Source organism: Leptolyngbya sp. CCNP1308, assembly GCF_034932455.1.
GTDB lineage: Bacteria > Cyanobacteriota > Cyanobacteriia > Phormidesmidales > Phormidesmidaceae > Nodosilinea.
The window spans coordinates 1-14,195 of the sequence record NZ_JAYGIH010000035.1; the positions used below are offsets into that span (position 1 = coordinate 1).

Annotated in this window: 11 protein-coding genes; 3 read left to right on the forward strand and 8 right to left on the reverse strand. The window is 51.1% G+C overall.

From position 1 onward, the window contains the following. Positions 1 to 234 precede the first annotated feature (234 nt). Positions 235 to 1,014, reverse strand: a complete 780-nt coding sequence (locus VB780_RS08475) for a hypothetical protein (RefSeq protein WP_323350700.1) — start codon at positions 1,012 to 1,014, stop codon at positions 235 to 237. Positions 1,015 to 1,134: 120 nt separating this feature from the next. Then, positions 1,135 to 2,685, reverse strand: a complete 1,551-nt coding sequence (locus tag VB780_RS08480; RefSeq protein WP_323350701.1) for an aminotransferase class I/II-fold pyridoxal phosphate-dependent enzyme — start codon at positions 2,683 to 2,685, stop codon at positions 1,135 to 1,137. A 214-nt stretch (positions 2,686 to 2,899) separates the two neighbouring features. Here VB780_RS08480 and VB780_RS08485 point away from each other — a divergent pair, with 214 nt between their 5' ends. Then, entirely contained in the window at positions 2,900 to 3,187 is a 288-nt protein-coding gene (locus VB780_RS08485; protein WP_323350702.1) for a DUF427 domain-containing protein, read from the forward strand. Positions 3,188 to 3,230: 43 nt separating this feature from the next. On the opposite strand, the gene ilvC is transcribed toward VB780_RS08485, so the two are convergent. After that, entirely contained in the window at positions 3,231 to 4,226 is a 996-nt protein-coding gene (ilvC, locus tag VB780_RS08490; protein WP_323350703.1) for a ketol-acid reductoisomerase, read from the reverse strand. 257 nt (positions 4,227 to 4,483) lie between these two features. Between ilvC and VB780_RS08495 the strand changes: the two genes are divergently transcribed. Both VB780_RS08495 and VB780_RS08500 read left to right on the forward strand, forming a co-directional pair. Then, positions 4,484 to 5,728, forward strand: coding sequence for a cysteine desulfurase-like protein (locus VB780_RS08495; RefSeq protein ID WP_323350704.1), 1,245 nt, complete (start codon positions 4,484 to 4,486; stop codon positions 5,726 to 5,728). Between the two features lie 90 nt (positions 5,729 to 5,818). Next, on the forward strand, positions 5,819 to 6,859 hold the full coding sequence (locus VB780_RS08500; RefSeq protein WP_323350705.1) for a glutathione S-transferase family protein: 1,041 nt from the start codon (positions 5,819 to 5,821) through the stop codon (positions 6,857 to 6,859). Positions 6,860 to 7,123: 264 nt separating this feature from the next. On the opposite strand, the gene VB780_RS08505 is transcribed toward VB780_RS08500, so the two are convergent. The 5 genes from VB780_RS08505 to VB780_RS08525 are packed head-to-tail and all read right to left on the reverse strand — an operon-like array spanning position 7,124 to position 14,010. Next, positions 7,124 to 8,002: a class I SAM-dependent methyltransferase gene (locus tag VB780_RS08505; RefSeq protein WP_323350706.1), complete on the reverse strand. Its 879-nt coding sequence runs from the start codon at positions 8,000 to 8,002 to the stop codon at positions 7,124 to 7,126. A gap of 34 nt (positions 8,003 to 8,036) precedes the next feature. After that, on the reverse strand, positions 8,037 to 9,287 hold the full coding sequence (locus tag VB780_RS08510) for an ABC transporter ATP-binding protein (RefSeq protein ID WP_323350707.1): 1,251 nt from the start codon (positions 9,285 to 9,287) through the stop codon (positions 8,037 to 8,039). Position 9,288: 1 nt separating this feature from the next. After that, positions 9,289 to 10,083, reverse strand: a complete 795-nt coding sequence (locus VB780_RS08515; RefSeq protein ID WP_323350708.1) for an ABC transporter permease — start codon at positions 10,081 to 10,083, stop codon at positions 9,289 to 9,291. A gap of 58 nt (positions 10,084 to 10,141) precedes the next feature. Continuing rightward, entirely contained in the window at positions 10,142 to 12,832 is a 2,691-nt protein-coding gene (locus tag VB780_RS08520; RefSeq protein ID WP_323350709.1) for a glycosyltransferase, read from the reverse strand. Between the two features lie 44 nt (positions 12,833 to 12,876). Beyond that, complete coding sequence (locus VB780_RS08525) at positions 12,877 to 14,010, reverse strand: glycosyltransferase family A protein (protein ID WP_323350710.1); 1,134 nt, start codon at positions 14,008 to 14,010, stop codon at positions 12,877 to 12,879. Positions 14,011 to 14,195: the final 185 nt, after the last annotated feature.

The following is a 14,195-nucleotide window of genomic DNA, read 5'->3' on the forward strand; positions in this document are numbered from 1 at the left end:
TTGAAAAGTGCTGGGGGTGGTTGAAAAGCCGGATTCGAAAAGCCCTTCCTCATGATGATGGTCTGCGGGCTGCCATTGAGGCCGTCCTCAAGCAAGCCGCGTCCTAACCTAAGTGGCTATAGCTATATAACTACCTATCCAGAATTTCGCCGCGACTGTCCCAATAGGCTGAGTTCGCGTCCTGGAGAGGATGCTTTTTTAGTTGGGATACTCTCGCCGCTGAAGCCCCTTTGCCTAGGCGATTTCGTTGAAGAAATAGACCATCGCTACCATGGCGAGCACGGTGACAACGGTACCCACCACCTCTGTTCGCAGGGGAGAACGGCGGTGGGCGGGCCGCAGCCAAAAGTTGAGCACCCGCACAATGCGAGGCATCACGATCAGGGTGAAGATGCAGGTGGTAATCAGATTGTTGGCCAGCATGGCGCTAGCGGGATCCCACGATTCAAACACGCCCAGGCGCTCCAGAATGAAGCCCTGCACCATGATGATCGGGTACAGCCCCAGCACCACCACCAAAATCTCCTTCCAGGCCGGGGGGCCAAGCCCGGTCAGCTCTTCCCCAGACTCGTCGCTAAACCAGCCCTGCATGTCAGTCTCAAAGGAGGTGAATTTGTAGGATTTAAAAATATCGCGCCCCGTTTTTAGCAGGGCTTCGCGATCGCTCGACTGCAACCACTGTTTGAGATGGTGAGGTTGCTCGAAGTGCAGCACGGTGTGCCACTTAAGACAGTCTTTCTGGACGGCCAGAGGGCGATAGCGATCGGCCCGCAAAAATCCTTCAGAACGCTGAGCTGTCTTGACCATGCGGCGGTGCCAGCTGCGAAAGGCACAATTCTTTGTATTGGGCACAATGTACTCAATGATGACGCTGGGGCTAGATAGATCGGGGTTTGTTTCTCGACCCAGCAGTGCGCCAAACCCGTCTGCTGCCGCCAGCCGCTGGCTGAGCTGCTGCCTGAGAAGATCCCTCAGACGAGTAATAGTTGCCGTCACCAATTCCGGTAGAGCCATGATGCCCAAGGATCCTTTAAGAGCGCATCACCAGAGCTGTATTCAGTATACAGCCGGGGATATTGAGAGTTTTTCTAGGTCTGCGTCTTTAAGCATAGGTCTATCAACCGAAGAACAAGCCTATCTAGGGACAGACTGTGGTTGCTTTTGGGCTAAAACCCGGAATTTCTCTGGTGCGTCGCCGCCGGTAATGTAGCCACCCTGTTGCTTGATGGCGGTGAGATGGGCGATCGCCCCTTTACCAATCATTTCCCCAGCCACAATGGCGGGAATGCCTGGGGGGTAGGCCGAAATTGTATCGGCACTGATGCGGCCCAGGGCAGCCTCCGCCCCGACGGTTTCTGTGGCGGCAAAGAACGCCTCGCGGGGGGACACCTGCGGCAGGGTAAATAGGGTGTCCGCATAGCCTGAGGTGGGCTGATGCCATGTCTCGACGGAGAGACTCTGTTTGGCGCTGCGCTCGGCCAGCGATTGCGGGGCGCAGCGCTTAGACAGCGAACGCAACCCAGCGATACAGCGCTGCCCATCCGCCACTGTATTGCCCAGACTAATAATCAAGGTCAGGTGCCGCAGCTCCGGCAGCTCGACGGTGACGCCCAGCTCTTCGTGGAGAATTTCATCGACCTTTAGTCCCGTGATTCCCAGACCCGAGACATCCACCGTCAGCCGAGTTAGATCTAGATCGCTAACGCTGGAGAATGCCGTCACCGCCGGTTTGTCGATCACCCGCAGACCAGGGATCGTAGCCAGTTCCGTTCGCAGGTGCTGCGCCAGGGTCAAAGTCTCCGATAAAAGCGCCTTGCCCTCGGTGGCCATCTGGTGACGGGCAGCATCCAACGATGCCAGCAGCAGCGAATTGGGGCTGGTGGATTGGGTAAGCTGGAGGGCCGCTTGCAGGCGCGATCGCTCGATGCGGTTCCCCTGTGTATGCAGCATTGCCGCCTGGCTGAGTGCCCCCAGCACCTTGTGGGTTGACTGCACCACCAGATCGGCTCCCAGCGCTAAGGCCGAGGCCGGTAGGTCGGGGTGAAAGGCAAAGTGTGGTCCGTGGGCTTCGTCTATCAGTAAGGGAATGCCGTGGTGGTGGGCAAGGGCGGCGATCGCCCCCACATCGGAACAAATGCCGTGGTAGGTGGGCGACACCAGCAGAATGGCGCGGGCATCGGGGTGATGGTCGAGGGTGGCTGCGATCGCCTCCGCCTTCACTCCCAATGCCAGCCCCAGCTCTGAGCTGTACTCTGGAGCCACAAAAATTGGCATCGCCCCCGACAGCACCAGCCCTGCAATCACCGAGCGATGGGCGTTGCGCGGCACAATAATCTTTTCTCCAGGGCCGCAGGTGGCGAGGATCGCTGCCTCAATACCGCAGGTCGAACCATTGGCCAGAAAGTAGGTGCGATGGTCAGAGACCGGCCCTTCAGGGCCAGCGGTCCCAAACGCCTCGGCAGCGAGTTCCTGAGCTTTGAGAATCACGCCCTCCGGGGCAAACAAATTGTCTAGCTCCGGAAGTTCCGGCAGATCCGCCGCCAGCGCCGCCGCTCCCAGCAGTTCCCGCAGCCGAGGCGATGCCCCCTGCCCCCGCTTGTGCCCCGGCGCATAGAACGCCGCGTGGGGACGGCGACTGCTACTCTGCAACGCGGAGAGAATAGGGGTTTGGGACTGATCGAGCATGGCTGTGCAAAGAACGATGAGTCGAATGCTGTAGCGTTTCTCGATTCTCGATTTTGGTTGGATGCTTCCTAGGCGAGACCTGATCCCCCCAGTTTCTCGCTGTTAAAGACCCATCACATAACCCCCCTTAAAAAAGGGGGCAGGGGGGATCTCCGCCTGCGTCACCCCTTACCTGATTCGCTATAGTCTGAAGAGAAAATCTGGAGAGTATCCCATGGCTAAAGTTACCTGGAACGGCGTTGTGCTAGCCGAAAGCGACGCCTGCGAGGTTGTCGAAGGCAACCAGTACTTCCCCCCCGACTCGCTGAATATGGACTACTTCAAGCCCATCAGCAAGACCACCGGCTGCCCCTGGAAAGGCACTGCCAGCTACTACGACATTGTTGTTGACGGCAATGTCAATTCTGGTGCCGCCTGGTACTACGCCGAACCCAAACCCGCTGCGAACAACATCAAGGGCTACGTGGCGTTTTACAGCAACAAGGTGAAGGTGGAAGCCTAGGTTTATGTAGGGGCACAGCACTGCTGTGCCCCTACATACCCAATTACGCTTTCTTCAGCCAGCTGAACATCGCCCGCAGATCCTTACCCACTTCTTCGATGGGGTGCTCGGCTTCGCGGCGGCGCATGGCGGTAAACCCAGCGTTGCCCGACTGGCTTTCGAGCACAAACTCGCGGGCGAACTGGCCGGTCTGAATTTCCTTCAGCACCTTGCGCATTTCGGCGCGGGTCTCATCGGTGATGATGCGGGGGCCGCGAGTGTAGTCGCCGTACTCGGCGGTGTTGGAGATGCTGTCGCGCATTTTGGCGAGGCCGCCTTCCACAACAAGATCCACGATCAGCTTCACTTCGTGGAGGCACTCGAAGTAGGCTAATTCGGGCTGGTAGCCAGCATTCACCAGGGTTTCAAACCCGGCTTTGATCAACTCGCTGAGGCCACCGCAGAGTACCACTTGCTCGCCAAACAGGTCGGTCTCGGTCTCTTCTCTAAAGGTGGTTTCGAGCACGCCAGCACGGGTGCCGCCAATGCCCTTAGCGTAGGCCATGGCGCGATCGCGGGCCTGACCCGTGGCATCTTGATATACCGCAAACAGGCAGGGCACTCCCTGGCCCTCTTGGTAGGTGCGGCGCACCAGGTGGCCGGGGCCTTTGGGGGCGACCATCACCACATCTACGTCGGCGGGGGGCACGATCTGGCCAAAGTTGATGTTAAAGCCGTGGGCAAACAACAGCACGTTGCCCGCTTCGAGGTTGGGGGCGATCGCCTCTTTATAAATGGTGCGCTGCACTTCGTCGGGCAGCAAAATCATGATCCAGTCGGCGAGCTTGACGGCATCGGCGACGGGCTTAACGGTGAGCCCCTCGGCCTCAGCTTTGGCGGCAGACTTGCTGCCTTCGTAGAGACCCACAATGACGTTGACGCCGCTGTCTTTGAGGTTGAGGGCGTGGGCATGGCCCTGGGAGCCATAGCCAATAATGGCCACGGTCTTGCCGTTGAGCAAATCTAAATTGGCGTCACTGTCGTAGTACATGCGGGCCATGGGGTTCTCCTTGAGATTGACGGGCTGCGGTGTTTTGTTAGCAAGCTCTTGATTCTACCAAACTAAGGGTGGCAAGCCAAAATTGCCCCCGGTGTTTTTGATCGCTGCCCAATCGTTACCAAGTTCTCACCTCTCGGGAGGCTCAAGCCCCAAACCGCCTTGAGATGCCTTTAGAATTGGGAAGCTTGAGCGGTCAACCCAGATCGGCTCATCTTGTTAGCAACAGCCCCTCAAAGCACTATTTGGAACGTTAGACCTTGCTCCTTACCCACAATTCCGCCGCTGCGCTCGATCTCGATTTTGTTCGTCAGCAGTTCCCTGCTTTGGCGGGCGACTGGGTCTTTTTTGACAATGCGGGCGGCTCGCAGATTCTCAAGCCCGTGGTCGATCGCATCACCGAATTTCTCTACGAGTCGAACGTGCAGCTGGGGGCGAGCTACGCCGTGTCGCAGCTGGCGACGGAGCGGGTGGCGGCGGGGGGTAAAGCCATGGCCACGCTGATCAACGCCGCCGACCCGGCGGAGGTGGTGCTCGGCCCGAGCACCTCGGCGCTGCTGCGCATGCTGGCCCAGTGCTTTCGACCCACGCTCGAACCGGGCGATGAAATTGTCGTCACCAATGCCGACCACGAGGCCAACATTAGCCCCTGGGTGGAGCTAGAGCGCGAGGGCATTGTGGTCAAGATCTGGCGGGTGAACCCCGCCACCTTTGAACTCGATCTGGCGGATCTGGAGGCCTTGCTGACGCCCAAAACTCGCTTGGTCGCCGTCACCCACACGTCGAATGTCTTGGGCAGCATTCATCCGGTGCGGGCGATCGCCGATCTCGTCCACGCCCACGGCGCGCTGATCTGTGTCGATGGGGTCGCCTTTGCCCCCCACCGCCGCGTCGATGTGCAGGCGTTGGATGTCGATTTCTATACCTTCAGCCTCTATAAGGTCTACGGCCCCCACATGGCGCTGCTCTACGGCAAAAAAGAGCTGCTGCTGGCCCTGCCCGGCTACAACCACTACTTTATTGACGACACGGCCATCCCCTACAAGTTTCAGCCCGGGGGCAGCAGCTACGAGCTGAGCTACAGTCTTACGGCGATTACCGACTATTTCGAAGCCCTGGCCCAACACCACGGAGCGTCTGGCGATGCCGACTCCATCGATCAGGCCTTTAATCTGATCCAAAAACACGAAGGGGCACTCAATGAACGGCTGCTGTCGTTTCTACACAGTCGGCCTAAGGTTCGCATTATCGGCCGAGACACCGCCGACCCGACGGAGCGGGTTTCAACCATTTCCTTTGTAGTGGAGGGGGTCAGCAGCGACCAAATTCCGCCCCGGCTCGATGCCCAGAATATTGGCATTCGCTACGGCCATTTTTACGCGCTGCGGCTGATCGAAGATTTGGGGTTGTTGGCGAATCAGGGGGTAGTGCGGGTCAGCATGGTGCACTACAACACGCTTGAGGAATGCGATCGCCTGATTGAGAACCTAGCCCACTGCCTATAAAAAAATCTCAGCCAACGCCGGGGCACATTGCTGGCCTGGTGTCAGCGGCCCCTTGAGAACTCGTCTTAACGTCACAAGGAGGGGTTTTTGATGGGAGCCCTGCGACCTCGGTATAGTGAAGGCATTCTCTACGGCAAGCACGTCATGGCTGGTCTTCCGCCGGGGTTGTTGATTCGCACCGCTAAACAGATCTGGACAACGCTGTGGCAGACCATGATGGGTCAGATGGCTCCCAGCAGCAAGGGCGGTGACTACCAGCGGCCCGAGAGTGAGTTTCGCCAGTGGGTTACACCCGATGGCGCCTATCCCCCCGATGCGAATCGCTATCAGTTGATTGTGGGCCTGGGCTGTCCGTGGGCGCACCGGACTTTGGTGACGCGGGCACTGAAGGGGTTGGAGGGGACTATATCAATTCTGCCTGTTGTTCCTTCCCCCAACGAAGGCTGTTGGGTGTTTGAAAAGCCCTTTCGCGGCTGCCGCACGTTGCCAGAACTTTACCGCCAGGCCAAGCCGGGGTATAGGGGTCGCGCTACGGTGCCGGTGCTGTGGGATGCGCAGACGGCCAGCATGGTTAACAATGAAAGCGCCGATATCATCGTCATTTTGAATGCGGCCTTCAACGAATGGGCTAAACGGCCAGAGGTTGACCTCTATCCAGAAGCTTTAAGGGCCGACATTGACCAGTGGAACGAGCGCACTTACCACGCCGTTAACAATGGCGTCTATCGCTGCGGCTTTGCCCAAACCCAGGCCGCCTACGATCGCGCCGTTGCCGAACTGTTTGATGCGCTGGATGCGATCGACGGGGCACTGGGCGGCGCAGCATCCCCTGCGGGAAATCGCCCCTACCTCTGCGGCGACGCGATATCGCTGGCGGATGTGCGACTGTTTACCACGCTGTTTCGCTTTGATGTGGTTTATTACAGTCTGTTTAAGTGCAATCGCCGCCGTATTCAAGACTATGCCTACCTTGGCCCCTACCTGCGGCGCATGTACCAACTGCCGGGGGTGGCAGAGACCTGCGACATTGAGGCGGTCAAACGCGACTACTATGGCAATCTGTTTCCGCTCAATCCGGGCGGTATTATTCCCTCTGGGCCAGATTTGGAGTACTTGCAAGGTTGCAGTTGAAGTGGTGTCTAAGACCTAAATAATTACGTATCGATACAAGCAAAACGTCTGAAGAATGTTGGCTATGGCTATACATGCCAACCCACGGCTTGGCGATAGCTGTTCCTGCAAATCCAAAATCACATTGAGCTTGATGGTTAAAAAGTTTAACAAGACTCCTAACTCTATCGTCAATAAAAAATACATCTAAAATTGCTTAAACTATCAGCTTTAGTTAACACTAGGGACAACTTATAGTGCCAAAACTATCAATTCTTAAGCGTTTTATTTCTGTTCAATAACAGGTTTCTCCAAGATAACTACATCTTGCGATCCTACCCAATTAGAGTGGCTTCCGGACCATAAGCCAGGAATTGGAGATTGTTTTATTTTTAGCCCAGATTGAGCAGCAAACTGTTCAATTAAGCTGCGTCGGTAGGCTGTCATATATTCAGGGTTCTGTGGTGAAACAATTCTGAACTCATCTTTGTATAAACTATAGGAATGATCAAAATCAAAATCAGATCGTGAAAATCCTAAAGGTCTAGGCTGTTTAGGGCAATAATTATCTAAAATAAAAAAGCTAAATACAGCTCTTCCCCCTGGCTTCAAAACACGAAAGGCTTCCTGAAAATAATTTTGAACAGTGTCAGGTAGCATATGGGTAAACACAGAAGCTGCAAAAACAATATCAAAGGAATTATCTTCATAAGGAAAATGATAGTTCTTAGCCTCTATTTCTCCTTTTGGATTGTAAAAAGTATTATGTATATTAGCCCAAACGAAGCGGAATTTAGGATAAGCTTGCTGAAAATTTTTCTCTAAAAACTTGACTTTGAATTGGCAAATCTCAAATCCGTCATATGATCCGTCTGATATCAAAATATATCTCAAAGGAAAAGCAATTCTGCCCAGCCCGCAACCAATCTCCAGAACTTTACTACTTTGAGTAATTCCTCCATAAACTCGCAACAACATACTCCATTCTTCTGCCCAACGATACCATTCTTCCAAACACTGGATGCCTTCAGAACGCATCAATTCTAAAGGTGGTACTAGCTGGGGCTCATGAGCAGCCCAGTCTGGATAGGATGTGTAAGCATTCAGTTCAGCTTTCTTTGACAAGTATTTTTCCTGGACATTCTTCAAAAAAACTTTTAGCATTTTGCAATAATCTCCTGCTTTTCTCAGTTGAAAATTAGTTTCTTATACTTGGACGAGTCAGGTTCCTGATTTCCCATTGGCAAGGAGGACTGAGGATACCGGTTTCACTGATGTTAGAATGTACTATCAGAGAATAAATATGCCAGTGAAAATCATAGGCGTATTTCCAATCTATTGCGTAAACCCCTACATTAACAAAATAGGCTCCGCCTACTAGATCTAATCGTTCTATTTTTAGCCAAATCTTGCCACTATCTTGAATTATTGGTATAACAGAACCCATGTTTTGCGTGTTGCTATCAAAAAAAACTTGGCCGTCTTCCCGACTGATAGAAACACTAAATATCGGTGATTCAACTGGTTGTGAAGCCAAGTATTCTATTTCGATATTTATCCTGTCACCACGATCAATCTCGCTAGTCGGCAATAGTTTGACATCGACAATTTGAACCTCCATAGAGCCAAAGCGGTTTTCGTTAACACGCAATTCTGTACCTGATGAAGAGAGTTGGATTGGATGATGGGAGGGGGTGCGCCGCTGGGTTTGTGATCGCATCTCCATAGTGTATTGCCCAGCAACTACAGCCGGTTCTCCATAGGCCATCACAGTTCCTTTTTTGAGCCAGAGAGCACGATCGCACAACCTTTCCACCTGCCCTGCATCATGAGACACCAGTACAATGGCGCAACCCCGGGTCTTCATCTCGGCAATGCGGCTAAGACATTTACTCTGAAAGGCTAAATCTCCTACTGATAAAAACTCATCCACTAGCAAAATATCTGGGTCGGTGTGCACAGCTACCGAAAAAGCCAGCCGCATCATCATGCCAGAACTATAGGTGCGCACTGGGTTGTCGATGAAGTTCTCAAGCTCTGCAAACTCAACGATCCGGTCAAAGCGGCGAGTTACTTCACGCTGCCGCAGCCCGGCGACTATTGCGGACACAAAGACGTTCTCTCGCCCAGTCAAATCACCATGAAACCCGGCTCCCAGGTCGAGCAGTGCGCCCACGCGCCCTCGCATCTTAATGCGCCCCTCGTTGGGGTGGGCGACTTTGCCTAATACTTGCAGCAGGGTAGATTTTCCAGCACCGTTGTGGCCAATGACGCCTAGCATTTCCCCTGCGGCTACTTCAAAGGAAATGCCCCGCAAGGCCCAAAAGTCATCCATCGGCTGAATGCGCTTCAGCCCCGACAGCGCCGCCTCCATAAGGGTGACGGGCTTTTTGGCATGGTAGCGATGAAATCGCTTGCCTAAGTTTTCAACCAGAATTGCAGCACCCATTTTAAATTTCTTCTACAAATCGTAAGCTTTGACGTTTGAAGAGGTTGTAGCCCAGAGGCATGAGCACAGCAACTATGCTAGAGATAATAGCTAGGGCTAGCCAGTCGGGTTGTGTGCCCCACATTAAAATCTGTCGATAGCTGGTGACAATGTGCACCATCGGATTGAGGCCATAGATAAACCAGTATCGATCGGGGATGTTATCTATCTCATAAAAAATAGGGGTTAGATAAAACAAAAACTGAAGCAGCACACCCAGGGTATGCTGAGTATCTCTAAAAGTGACATTAAGAGATGCAAGAAAATAAGAAAATGTGACAGTGAGGGCAAATTGAATAATTTGAATTAGCGGTAATACTAGCAGTATAGGTGTGAGCCGAACCCCATCAATGAGCAAAAAAACAAATAGCACAGGCAACGCTAATACAAAATGAATTAAGCCTGTGGTGACGACAACAATAGGCAAAATGGCGTTTGGAAAACCCGGTTGTCGAATGAGTGGACGACTGCTGATAATAATGCCAGCCGCCTGAAATAAGGAATTTTGAAACCAGTTCCAAACGAGTAGCCCCGTAAAGACGTAGGAGGAATATTGAGGAATATCAATTTTAATGATGACTTGAAAGACAAAGACAAAAACCAACAACTGGAGCAATGGACTGATCAATGTCCAGGCAATCCCCAGAGTGGAGCGCTTGTACATGATTTTCATGTCGCGATCAACTAGCGATCGCAGCAGATCCCAAAGATAGCCAAATGATAAGAACCAGTTAGCTATCATATCTTGCTTGAGCATTCTGGGCTTTCTTATCATATGAATCCAGTGTGATGGGTTATGGAAATAGCAATATGGGCTAAGGCATCAGACTAGAGGCATGGGCCGATTGGTATTCTGGCTGAAGAATGGCTTCTTCCTGAGTTAACTGAAGACGTTCTTGCACTGGGATATAGGCTTTACTCCGTCCTTCTCGCTGAATACGTAGGCGCGATCGCCACAGAGACCATGGTCCTGCTAAATTGCCACAAATTTCTAGCCAGATCAAGGAAAATGGATAGTCGCTCCGCTTCAGCAAACGCTCCTTAATTCGATAGTAATGGGCGTAGGGCAAACCTAGAAGAACTTGAGCCAGTCCTCTCCAATCGCCATGATTTAACCAAGTAGTGAGATTGTAAGATACATGACCTTTGCTGTAGCCATAGAGTTGTCGCTCTAAAGCTTCTCGGGTCTTACGATGTTTGTGCCAGACAAAGGACTTGGGATTGTAAATAATAGTATATCCAGCCTTCAAAACCTTATAGAACAAATAAGTATCTTCGCCAACTCCAGAGGGCATGCCGGGGCCTAAAGCTTCATCCATGAGGCCAATATTGGGGTGGCAAAAAATACTTGCTCTGAAAGCAGCATTTGCTGTTGCCCCTAAAGACCAAGTAGGAGAGGGCTTATAAGGAAACAGGTCATACCAAGAACCTCCAACTTCTAAGGGTTTAAACCCTCGGCCGAGACCTCCATAATTTTCAAAGGCTTGTTGAGATGCATGCTCCAATTCAATGGGTAAAACATTTCCTGTTACAACCATGACATCGGGGCGGGTGAATGGGGTAATTAGATTTTCAATCCAGTCAGGAGGAACGGTGACATCATCATCCGTTGCGATGATGATATCGCCACGACTAGCAACGAATCCCGCATTTCTGGCATAAGCTAGCCCCTGTCGAGGTTCACGTACTAAAATAACTGCTGGAAAATCTGCAATTACAGGCAGAGTTAACCCAGAATCAGGGTGATTATCTACTACCACAATTTCAATTAATCGGCGGGTATTCTGGTTTTGTAAATGGTTTAAACAGTTACGGAGATCGTCTGGGCGATCGAAGGTAGCAATAACCACAGAAACTGTTATAGAGTCGGGCAAGGAGGCAATCGAATCTTGGGGCGATATGCCATACTTTGACATAATTGTATGTATTGAATGCGCCAAATTTGCCTTGCCCACACTATTCCCAAATGGGTCAAGTAAGTTGGCTCCAAACTGACTCACGATAAGTTGACAAAGACTTGCTACAGCTATATTTCGATAGTTATTTCTGTAATCAAAGCTGCCAAAAGGACTATTATTCCAGCTAACAAAGATGCGAACTTTAGAGTGATTTTCTAAATCACTGAGAGAATATAACGGTCGGCTTAGTTCGATTTGTCGAATGGCAATTGCTCCAGATTGTTTAGCTTTTAGTTTTTGATTTAACACAGGATGATAGTGAATAGGTAAAGGTTTTTCTGTTTGCCAGCTATGCTCTTGAACAACATTATCAACTTTTTGAGTAGCTGTTTGATATGCTGTAAACCCAGCAAATGCCCCTCGAAATTCAGCCAGTATCAAATCCCTAGGGAACTGAGTTTTATGGATAAAAGCCACGACGGTACGGCGTATATTCCAGTAAAACATCCACCATATGCCAATTTTTAAGCAGGAAATACGTAGGTCAGGATAGGTAATTGCAAGGCTTGACCACAGAGCATAAAGGCTTCCGTTAAAAGAAATCTGACGCTTTAGTTGGGCATATTCTCGCCGATGACGGTGGCGGATCATTGCCTGTGGTTCATAAATCAGGACGTATTCTGATCTGATGACCCGAATGAACATCTCTAAATCACCACAGCCGTTGGTAGGTGTACCAACATCTAATGCTGGATCGAAATATCCAATCTTCTCAAATATTGATCTTCGAAAAGCCATATTAGCGCCAGTACCAAACTGCCCTGCCCCTAGCCACTGCCAAGGCATTGGTTCGCCTAAATTAGTGTGATACCTTTTTTGTTCAAATCCACGTCCAAATCCACCATAATTTTCAAATAAAACTTGGGCCTCAGTTTCTAACTCATAAGGAACGACTAGCCCCGTTACCGCCATAATGTCAGGATGTTCTGAAAAGGTCAGCGCAATTGCCTTTACCCAACCTCGATCCACCACCACATCATCATCGGTATAGGCAATAATCTCGCCTTTGGCTTCTAAAATAGCGCGATTGCGCGCCCAGTCTAGGCCGGGGCGTGGCTCATGCACATAACGCACCTGAGAATAATGGTGGTCAATCAGGTCTTTAGTTCTCTCTGTAGTAGGTGCATTATCTACCACCAAAATGTCAAGATTGGGGTAGTCAAGCTGGGCAATAGCCTCTAGGCAAAGCTTGATATCATCGGGGCGATCGCGCGTACAAACCGCCACCGTCACCAGTGGCCATTCGCCGTCGTACTCGACAGGGGGCAAATCAAGCAGATCCTCTAATTTAAAGTCTGCTGGTCGGTGGGGTGAGGCCAAACCGTTCTTAAGCAATTGACCAATAATTGCTTCGCTATGCTCTTCTAAGATCAGCTTGCCCAACGTCGCGGCGGTACATTTACCCAGCGAGATTGGGGCTTTCACATAACCTAGGGGCACACCGTGCAAACGTACCAACCCTTGCAGACCCATATAGCCCTCCAACCCCTCAATCGTAGGAATGGGTTGGCTTAATTCGATATCAACAACTTTAATTGGATATAGCATAGAGACAATTCCAGACTTAAGAATGACGAATTCAACCAGTCAACTTAGATGAACTGCAAAGTGCGGTGTAAAATTCCGTTGACCCACACCTTGACCCACACCTTTGGGTGACTGGCCCGGAGAACTACAGGGGATGCCGTTATGGATACTGCACTGTAAGGTAAACCTGAGATTGATGCTTTTTTATCAGAAAGGTTGGCTACCTCCCGTGTAGGAAGGTAGTTGTAGCCAAGCCCTAGTCGGAGCAGGTTAATAACTAGCAACTGGTAAAAACCGGGTCGCCCCAGAGGAGTTATTGGGTCGATTTTAAGTGCTTGCCACAGCCACAGCAATGTGTTGGCAGCCTGCCCCTGACTATGGCATTGATGAGCCAGATACAGGTAAAAGCTGCTGCGCGATAGTCGATAAAGAAACCCCGGAATTTCAGGATGGTTTTGCTGAGCGGTTTTTAGCATAAGCTGCTGCGATCGCGCCATTTGGTGATAATCCCCTGACATGCTTGTGGTTTGCTTGCGGTAGCCCACCAAGAACTCTGGTACAACTGCAAAAGAGTATTGCGCAGCTAAGCGTAAGTACAAATCCCAGTCTTCACATCCTTGAGCTTGTTGAGCTTTGAGCAGAGGGTTGTAACCTCCTACTTGCTCTAGGCAGCACTTGCGAATTAGAGTGCTGCTAGCGTTGCCCAAAAAGTTGTGGCAAATTAGAGTTTTGTAAACGTCACCTACTACGACGGCTGCATGAAATCCGCCTGTAAACTGCCCTTGCTCGTCAATATCGACCGACCAGGCATACACCACTCCGACCTTGGAACAGGAACGGTCAAACTGATTCAGTAACTTGGCGATGGTATCTGGATGCCAGAGATCATCTGAATCAATAGGAGCAATAAACTCTCCCCGAGCAGCCTGAATACCTAGATTTCGGGCCGCCGCTACTCCCGCATTAGCCTGCCTCAATAGCTGAATCTGGCTATATTGCTGGGCGAGGGTTTTCACAATTTCGGGTGTGCGATCACTGGAGCCGTCGTCGATTACCAATATCTCAATAGAATGGTAGGTTTGGTTGAGTACTGAAAACAGAGTTTGGGCGATAAACTTTTCGGCATTATAAGCTGGAATAATGACTGAAACTAGAGGTTTTTCTGGGATAAACGCGGTCTCAAGAATTTGATAATACATGACGATATCTCAACCTGAGCCGCTAAAAAAACAGCATAGATGAAGCTATATCTGGCCTGGATGAATGAGCTTCATTAGTCGGCTTGTTAGACCACCGCTGCCGCTGATTCCACTTTTCATCAGTAAAATTTTCCTGGTATGATCTCTTCACTCTGTAAGAATTTGAGCGGTGGGGCAGATATTGC

What these genes read in the sequence shown, in the direction of transcription:
- VB780_RS08485 (WP_323350702.1), top strand. Translation starts at nt 2,900, where the DNA reads ATGGCTAAAGTTACCTGGAACGGCGTTGTGCTAGCCGAAAGCGACGCC.
- ilvC (WP_323350703.1), bottom strand. Translation starts at nt 4,226, where the DNA reads ATGGCCCGCATGTACTACGACAGTGACGCCAATTTAGATTTGCTCAAC.
- VB780_RS08475 (WP_323350700.1), bottom strand. Translation starts at nt 1,014, where the DNA reads ATGGCTCTACCGGAATTGGTGACGGCAACTATTACTCGTCTGAGGGAT.
- VB780_RS08525 (WP_323350710.1), bottom strand. Translation starts at nt 14,010, where the DNA reads ATGTATTATCAAATTCTTGAGACCGCGTTTATCCCAGAAAAACCTCTA.
- VB780_RS08510 (WP_323350707.1), bottom strand. Translation starts at nt 9,287, where the DNA reads ATGGGTGCTGCAATTCTGGTTGAAAACTTAGGCAAGCGATTTCATCGC.
- VB780_RS08515 (WP_323350708.1), bottom strand. Translation starts at nt 10,083, where the DNA reads ATGCTCAAGCAAGATATGATAGCTAACTGGTTCTTATCATTTGGCTAT.
- VB780_RS08505 (WP_323350706.1), bottom strand. Translation starts at nt 8,002, where the DNA reads ATGCTAAAAGTTTTTTTGAAGAATGTCCAGGAAAAATACTTGTCAAAG.
- VB780_RS08500 (WP_323350705.1), top strand. Translation starts at nt 5,819, where the DNA reads ATGGGAGCCCTGCGACCTCGGTATAGTGAAGGCATTCTCTACGGCAAG.
- VB780_RS08480 (WP_323350701.1), bottom strand. Translation starts at nt 2,685, where the DNA reads ATGCTCGATCAGTCCCAAACCCCTATTCTCTCCGCGTTGCAGAGTAGC.
- VB780_RS08520 (WP_323350709.1), bottom strand. Translation starts at nt 12,832, where the DNA reads ATGCTATATCCAATTAAAGTTGTTGATATCGAATTAAGCCAACCCATT.